This is a genomic window from Allobosea sp. 01N443 (genome assembly GCF_056399325.1).
In genome coordinates, this window is sequence record NZ_JBFTRC010000277.1 from 1 (window position 1) to 5698 (window position 5698).

General features: G+C 59.1%; 4 protein-coding genes and 1 pseudogene. 3 read left to right on the forward strand and 2 right to left on the reverse strand.

The features are described from left to right. Positions 1–994 (reverse strand): annotated as a pseudogene (locus AC1DRP_RS34395) (IS630 family transposase); the annotation flags it as partial. Positions 995–1329: 335 nt separating this feature from the next. Here AC1DRP_RS34395 and AC1DRP_RS34400 point away from each other — a divergent pair. Both AC1DRP_RS34400 and AC1DRP_RS34405 read left to right on the forward strand, forming a co-directional pair. Beyond that, complete coding sequence (locus tag AC1DRP_RS34400; protein ID WP_476770881.1) at positions 1330–1689, forward strand: hypothetical protein; 360 nt, start codon at positions 1330–1332, stop codon at positions 1687–1689. 1042 nt (positions 1690–2731) lie between these two features. Continuing rightward, a complete protein-coding gene (locus AC1DRP_RS34405; RefSeq protein ID WP_476770882.1) occupies positions 2732–3016 on the forward strand; it encodes a hypothetical protein in 285 nt (94 codons plus the stop codon). A 58-nt stretch (positions 3017–3074) separates the two neighbouring features. On the opposite strand, the gene AC1DRP_RS34410 is transcribed toward AC1DRP_RS34405, so the two are convergent. After that, positions 3075–4601 carry a hypothetical protein gene (locus tag AC1DRP_RS34410; RefSeq protein WP_476770883.1) on the reverse strand — a complete coding sequence of 509 codons (1527 nt, stop codon included), beginning with the start codon at positions 4599–4601 and terminating at the stop codon, positions 3075–3077. A 739-nt stretch (positions 4602–5340) separates the two neighbouring features. Between AC1DRP_RS34410 and AC1DRP_RS34415 the strand changes: the two genes are divergently transcribed. Continuing rightward, positions 5341–5698, forward strand: a 358-nt coding sequence (locus tag AC1DRP_RS34415) for a hypothetical protein (protein ID WP_476770884.1), incomplete at its 3' end; no start/stop codon positions are given.

A 5698-nucleotide genomic window follows, 5' to 3' on the forward strand; every position in this document is an offset into this window, starting at 1 on the left:
GTCCAGGAGAAGGGCTTGGGATCGGCGTTGGTCTCGGCCAGGAAGCGATTGATGGCGGCCTGGAGGTCGACGATCGAGCGGAAGACGCCGCGCTTCAGCCGTCGTCGGGTGAGCTTGGCGAAGAAGCCCTCGACCGCATTGAGCCAGGAGCATGAGGTCGGCGTGAAGTGGAAGACGAACCTTTCGTGCCGGTTGAGCCATGCGCGGACCTTCGGGTGCTTATGGGCGGCGTAGTTGTCGAGGATCACGTGGACGCTCTTGCCGGCCGGCACCTCGGCCTCGATGGCGTTGAGGAAGCGGATGAACTCCTGGTGGCGATGGCGCTGCATGTTGCGGCCGATGACGGTGCCGTCGAGGACGTTCAACGCGGCGAACAGGGTCGTGGTGCCGTGGCGCTTGTAGTCGTGGGTCATGGTGCCGAGCCGGCCCTTCTTCAGCGGCAGGCCCGGCTGCGTGCGGTCGAGCGCCTGGATCTGGCTCTTCTCGTCGACGGACAGCACGATGGCGTGGGCTGGCGGATCGACGTAGAGGCCGACCACGTCGCGCAGCTTCGGCACGAAGTTCGGATCGTTGGACAACTTGAACTGCCGACAGCGATGCGGCTGCAGCCCGTGCGCCTTCCAGATGCGCCGCACCGCGCTGGCGCTGATGCCGGCCGCCTTGGCCATCATATCCGCCGTCCAGTGCGTCGCCTCGACCGGCGGGTCGGTCAGCGTCAGAGCCACCACGCGCTCCGCCACCGCGGGTCCGAGCGGCTTGACCCGGGAGGGCCGGGTCTTATCGCGCAAGAGCCCACCCGTTCCTGCCAACGCCAGACGCAGGTCTTCGATTTGCCGGTCCGGCGCATGATCTCGTTGGTGCCGATGCCGTCCGCGCTCAGCAGCACGATCAGCGCCCGCCACGCATGCTTCTGGGCGGCGTTGCGGTCCTTGGCCACCGCCTCAAGGCGGTGGCGATCAGACGGCGTGATGGTGATCGAAACCCCGGTGCGCATGCGCCAGACTCGCATACGCGCCGACCGAGGGGAATCCCAAGCAGGACTCTTCCGTCAGGCAGAGACCACTAGGTTCGGACCGATCGCAAAATTGACGCGATCAAAACCCGTCGCTAACCGAGCCAAGTGACCAGTTCCTGACGCAACGTGTGGTAGGAACGACACCCATTGAGTATCGTGCTCCCTTAGAGGAGAGACCCTCCCCATCTCGACCCGCCAGAATGGCGGGTTCTTTTTGAGCGGTGCGATCAAACCCAAGGGGAGGGGAGAGGCCATCATTCCAGCATTGGGAATCGAAATCGATTTTCTTCGAAATCCCAAGAAGGATGACAACGATGGCATACGGCCTCTCGCTCTCGATCGTCGCCCGGAATAACGGCAAGCGCCGCATCCGCTCCATGGCGCTGACCAATGAGTGCACCGATCAGCGCCACGCCGTCTACGACGCGCTGAGCGCCAAACACCCCGAAGTGCGCAACCTTCTCAACCTGGTCGAGCATGACGGCGAAGGTGGCGGTGTCGAGATTCCGTTCGAGTGCTTCACGAACCTCGACCTCGCAGACGCGATCCAAATGGCGAACGGCGTCCAGGTCAGCCAGAGCACCTTCCTTCATCTGACCGAGGCGCTGGCCGACATCAAGTCGATCGAGAACAGCGCCGTGACTGAGCGGATGCTCTTCCTCGAGATCTGCTGACGCATCCCATCCAGCACCATCCCAACACCTCACGGAATTGGAGCGAGAATGATTTCGCGCATCGGGATAGCAGCGCTCGGCCTTATGGCGCATGGGCTCGCAGCCGCACCGCCAACAGCAGCAGCCGAGCGTGTCGCTGCGGTTGCCCCAGACGACGGATCAACCCGGGCGTCGAAACGCCGCCTCGCCAAGGCCGAAGCCAAGGCGAAGCAAAAGGGGCCCACTAAGCAGGCAATGCTTCCATACGGGATCCCCGAAACATCCCGGGCCATGCGCCGCAGCCTCGGCATCACACAAAACCGGCGATAGCCGCAGCAATCCAGCCGCGCGCTTCGCACAAGCCCATCCTTCCGTTTTTCAGCAAGTCCATATCGGAGAACCCCAGATGCAGAGCGTCCAGAAGATCGTTTCAGCCCACATCAGTTGACGGAACCAAGCGAATCAAATTGCCGTATTGCTCTGAAAATCGTGATTAAGTGGACGGGCAGATGAGGCGTGCAGTTCTTGGTTTAGGCATGGCCGCTGTGCTCCTAATTCCGGCACAAGCTAGCGAACGTGACCCATTTTCTCGTGGAACGCCGTGGAAGAACCATCCGATACTGAGCTTTGCCGGGACACCGCTTTCAATTCACAATTCAGAAGGCGATGCCAAGCCCGCCGGTAAGGTACGAGACTGGCTGAGTTCGTATGATAGATCAAAGAATGACTGCCACGTCACGGATACCGTTCCGGGCAAGCAAATGTGGATTGTTTGCGTCAGGCGCGGTCTTTATGGATCGCCACCCCATAAGCTTGTCTTTGTCTATCAGGCGAGCGTAATTGGCGCTGGCTACGTTTTGATCAATTTTGCAACGACAGATGGAACTCCGTTACTCGGACGGGACCTCCTCGACCATTTCCGGGACGAGATTGGAGAGTAAACGCTGACGTCCGTTCTGGAGCAGCCCAATGCGAGGTCGATCAATCCGATCTCGCACTTCGATCAACATCGAAATTTGGGCGAACCCAAGAGGGTTGAAACCCCAGAAAATGGACGTTCGCCATGATAGGCCAGACCGCGTTCGACCCGAAAGCCTTCGGCAAGCCCAATCCGGCCTGGACCAAAAAGCGGACCAAGGTCGACAGAGACCTCGAGCGTCTGGCGGATCACATCTGCACCAGGACGCCGCCCCACAGCTATCGAACCGAAATAGACCTCTACGAGATGATCGTGCGCCGCAATCAGTACGCCATCGCGAACTGGGACCACGGATATAAGGTCCTCACCGAGCGCGTGCACAAACGCCTCATCGAGCGGGACGGCAGCCTCTGGGCTACCAGCAAATAGGGAAGGGCGGCTCGCCTCACGGCAGCCGCCCTTTTTCATGCGCGATCTGCGAAACCCCTTAGAGTTCGATATCCGCGTAATCGACGTCGGTGCGATCCCGAAGGTTCGCAATCATGACCTCCGTGTCGATCGAAGCGAAGTCGACCAACTCCTTCATGCTCGGAATCACATACTCCGCATCGACCTCCTCCAAGAGCATATTCCCGTTGCCGATCTCGTCATGAAGACGCTCCGGAAACGTCCAATCCGGAAAGCCATAAATCGACCGGCACGACGGCACCTTTGAGGGATTATGCCCCGACCATTCCGCGATATCCAATCGCGAGAAACCCTCGAACCAGCGCATGGCATCGACAATCTCACGATAAACATTATGCGCTCCGTACCGAATGGTATCGAGCTCGAGGAAATCGAAGTTCGCCACGCGAACCATCGCCGTGTCGAGGTCAATCTTTCCCCGCGCAAACCGATCATGKGTTTGCTCGACAAAATCCAGACGTCGCTCGATCGACGGCCAGACAAGAACGCGCATCCGCTCGCGATCGATCACGGGGTCGACATGAATCTTCAACGACGCGTAGAACCTCTTGGCGCCCTTGTGATCCCGCAGATACCGATCAAAATCCTTCGCGGGAAAATCAACGCCGTTGAAGATCGCGCGCTTCATCCAAAGCTGAAGCTCCTCTTCCGAGAACTCCCCAGATGCCGGATCAGTCACCAGACCGAAACCCGCAAAGCGCTCGCGCACCTCGGACGGCGCCTTGGTTTCATCCATGGCGTCCGTGAAGTCGTAATCAAGACGGGCAACACCATCCTCGCCACGTACCCGGCGGCGATGATGTTGCGTCTGCGCCTTGTGGCTGCTCATGAACATGCTGCGCAGCAGGATGGCATCCTCGGACAAATCGCCCTCAGACGTCAGTTCACGCAGCGCCGATTCCATGCTGCTCTGCTGACGAGCCGCGATCGCAGCCAGGTCGAAGGACGGAGCCTTCGCCACCGGTTCCGCAATCAGCGAGCCCTCCGCGACGACCACGTCGACCTCGATCGGAGCGACGACATCCTGCTGTGCCGCGATCGTCCCGCTCAGCAACTCGCGACCGATCTCGGCTGCCGCCTTCGGCGCAACAGAACGGGCAGGGGAGGCGGTGACGGGGGAGACTGTGCCAGACTCCTGCCGCACACCGCCGCGCTTCTTGCGGGTATGCACCATGGCTGCGGCCCTCAAACGACCGGCAGGCGTCATCGCGCGACTCGGCCGCGCCGGGCGCGGATCATGCGGGCCATACTTCACGGGACGTCCGCGACCGCGCTTTACGGGTTCTCCCATCGACACGACGCCAAACTGCGCCGCAACCGTCGCCGCAACCTCGCTGTTATAGCGGCCACCCGGCGTCGACAGGCGCACGATCTCCCGATCGCGCTTGATCACATCAAGGTCGCTCTGAAACCGGGCCAGCCGAGCCTCATTCTCCGCGAGAATGCGCGCCAGACCCGCCTCGGCATATGCGCCAAGGTAGCGGTCCTGTCGGTCACCGCGCGAACGCGGACGCTCGGTGCCCCACTGATATTGAAAAACGGTCATTGCAAGTCCTGGGTGACGCATAGCGTCTGAATTCGATGCTCATTTTAGCGGGTGCGCTCCGACCCTGACAAGTCAGTGAGCGAATTATTTCGCCTAAAAAATTGGATTATTTCCGACAGCCTTCAACGGCGATTTTCCCAAGGCGCGAAAAATGCCGCAGCGTCGTCTCAGTAATTTATTTCGCCTAAGCGATCGCAATTTCCAACCCGCATTCCGTGGCGCCGATCAGGTCACCATTCGAAATAAATTCGCCTAAGGTATTCCAGCTTTATCGCGCCTGTGATTCAAGCGGCGCTCGCATTTATCTCGCCTAAGGAACTGCACTCGGACTTCGCTGGATGCCCCGGCCGTGCCGTGGTCGAAACGCAATTATCTCGCCTTAGCGTTTTGCAGTTAAGATCACGTTATATCAGGAGGTTAGCGGCCGTTGAGGCCGGATTTGCTGCAATTTGCGGAACCTCGTCCCGTCTACCCCGACGCAGGCGGGTCTGCCTGGCTAAGGCGAAACAAATCGAAATCCGATCCGGATTGGTTCCATAATCATCCTTATGCGAATCAAATCCGAAGCTGAAAACACAGCATCTGGTATGTCGAGCCTGTCTCGACACGCTATGGCTTGATTTCAGGCTGCAGCACGCTCGCTGAGGGTGTTCATAACCCCAGTAAAAGAGCGCATCTCTTGGCGATCCCAAATTGTAGAATACAATAAGCATCGCCCCTACCAGGATTGACATTGCCCATGCACGATTTCGAAGCGCTCATTCTCGATGAACCTTGGATCAGTGAAGAATTACCTTACATCGGCACGCGCCGTGCTTCCGCATTCTACACGGGAGGAGGTATCGCAATGAGTGCGATCGGAGGATATCACCACTCTGGAGAACTCGTCTGCCTTGATGCGGATGCTTCCGACGCGGTGATCGGTCGCGCTGCTATCGACCGATTGAAGGCATTCTCGCCGATTTATCAATTCAGTCCGGGAAAAAGACTGCCCTACGATTGGTGGGTTGAGAACGGTGATGAAAAACCTCTCGCTGAGGTTCAGATCCGCGATGATGAAACCCTGGTATACGTCGAAACGCTATTTGACGTTGTCG

What these genes read in the sequence shown, in the direction of transcription:
- AC1DRP_RS34400 (WP_476770881.1), top strand. Translation starts at nt 1,330, where the DNA reads ATGGCATACGGCCTCTCGCTCTCGATCGTCGCCCGGAATAACGGCAAG.
- AC1DRP_RS34405 (WP_476770882.1), top strand. Translation starts at nt 2,732, where the DNA reads ATGATAGGCCAGACCGCGTTCGACCCGAAAGCCTTCGGCAAGCCCAAT.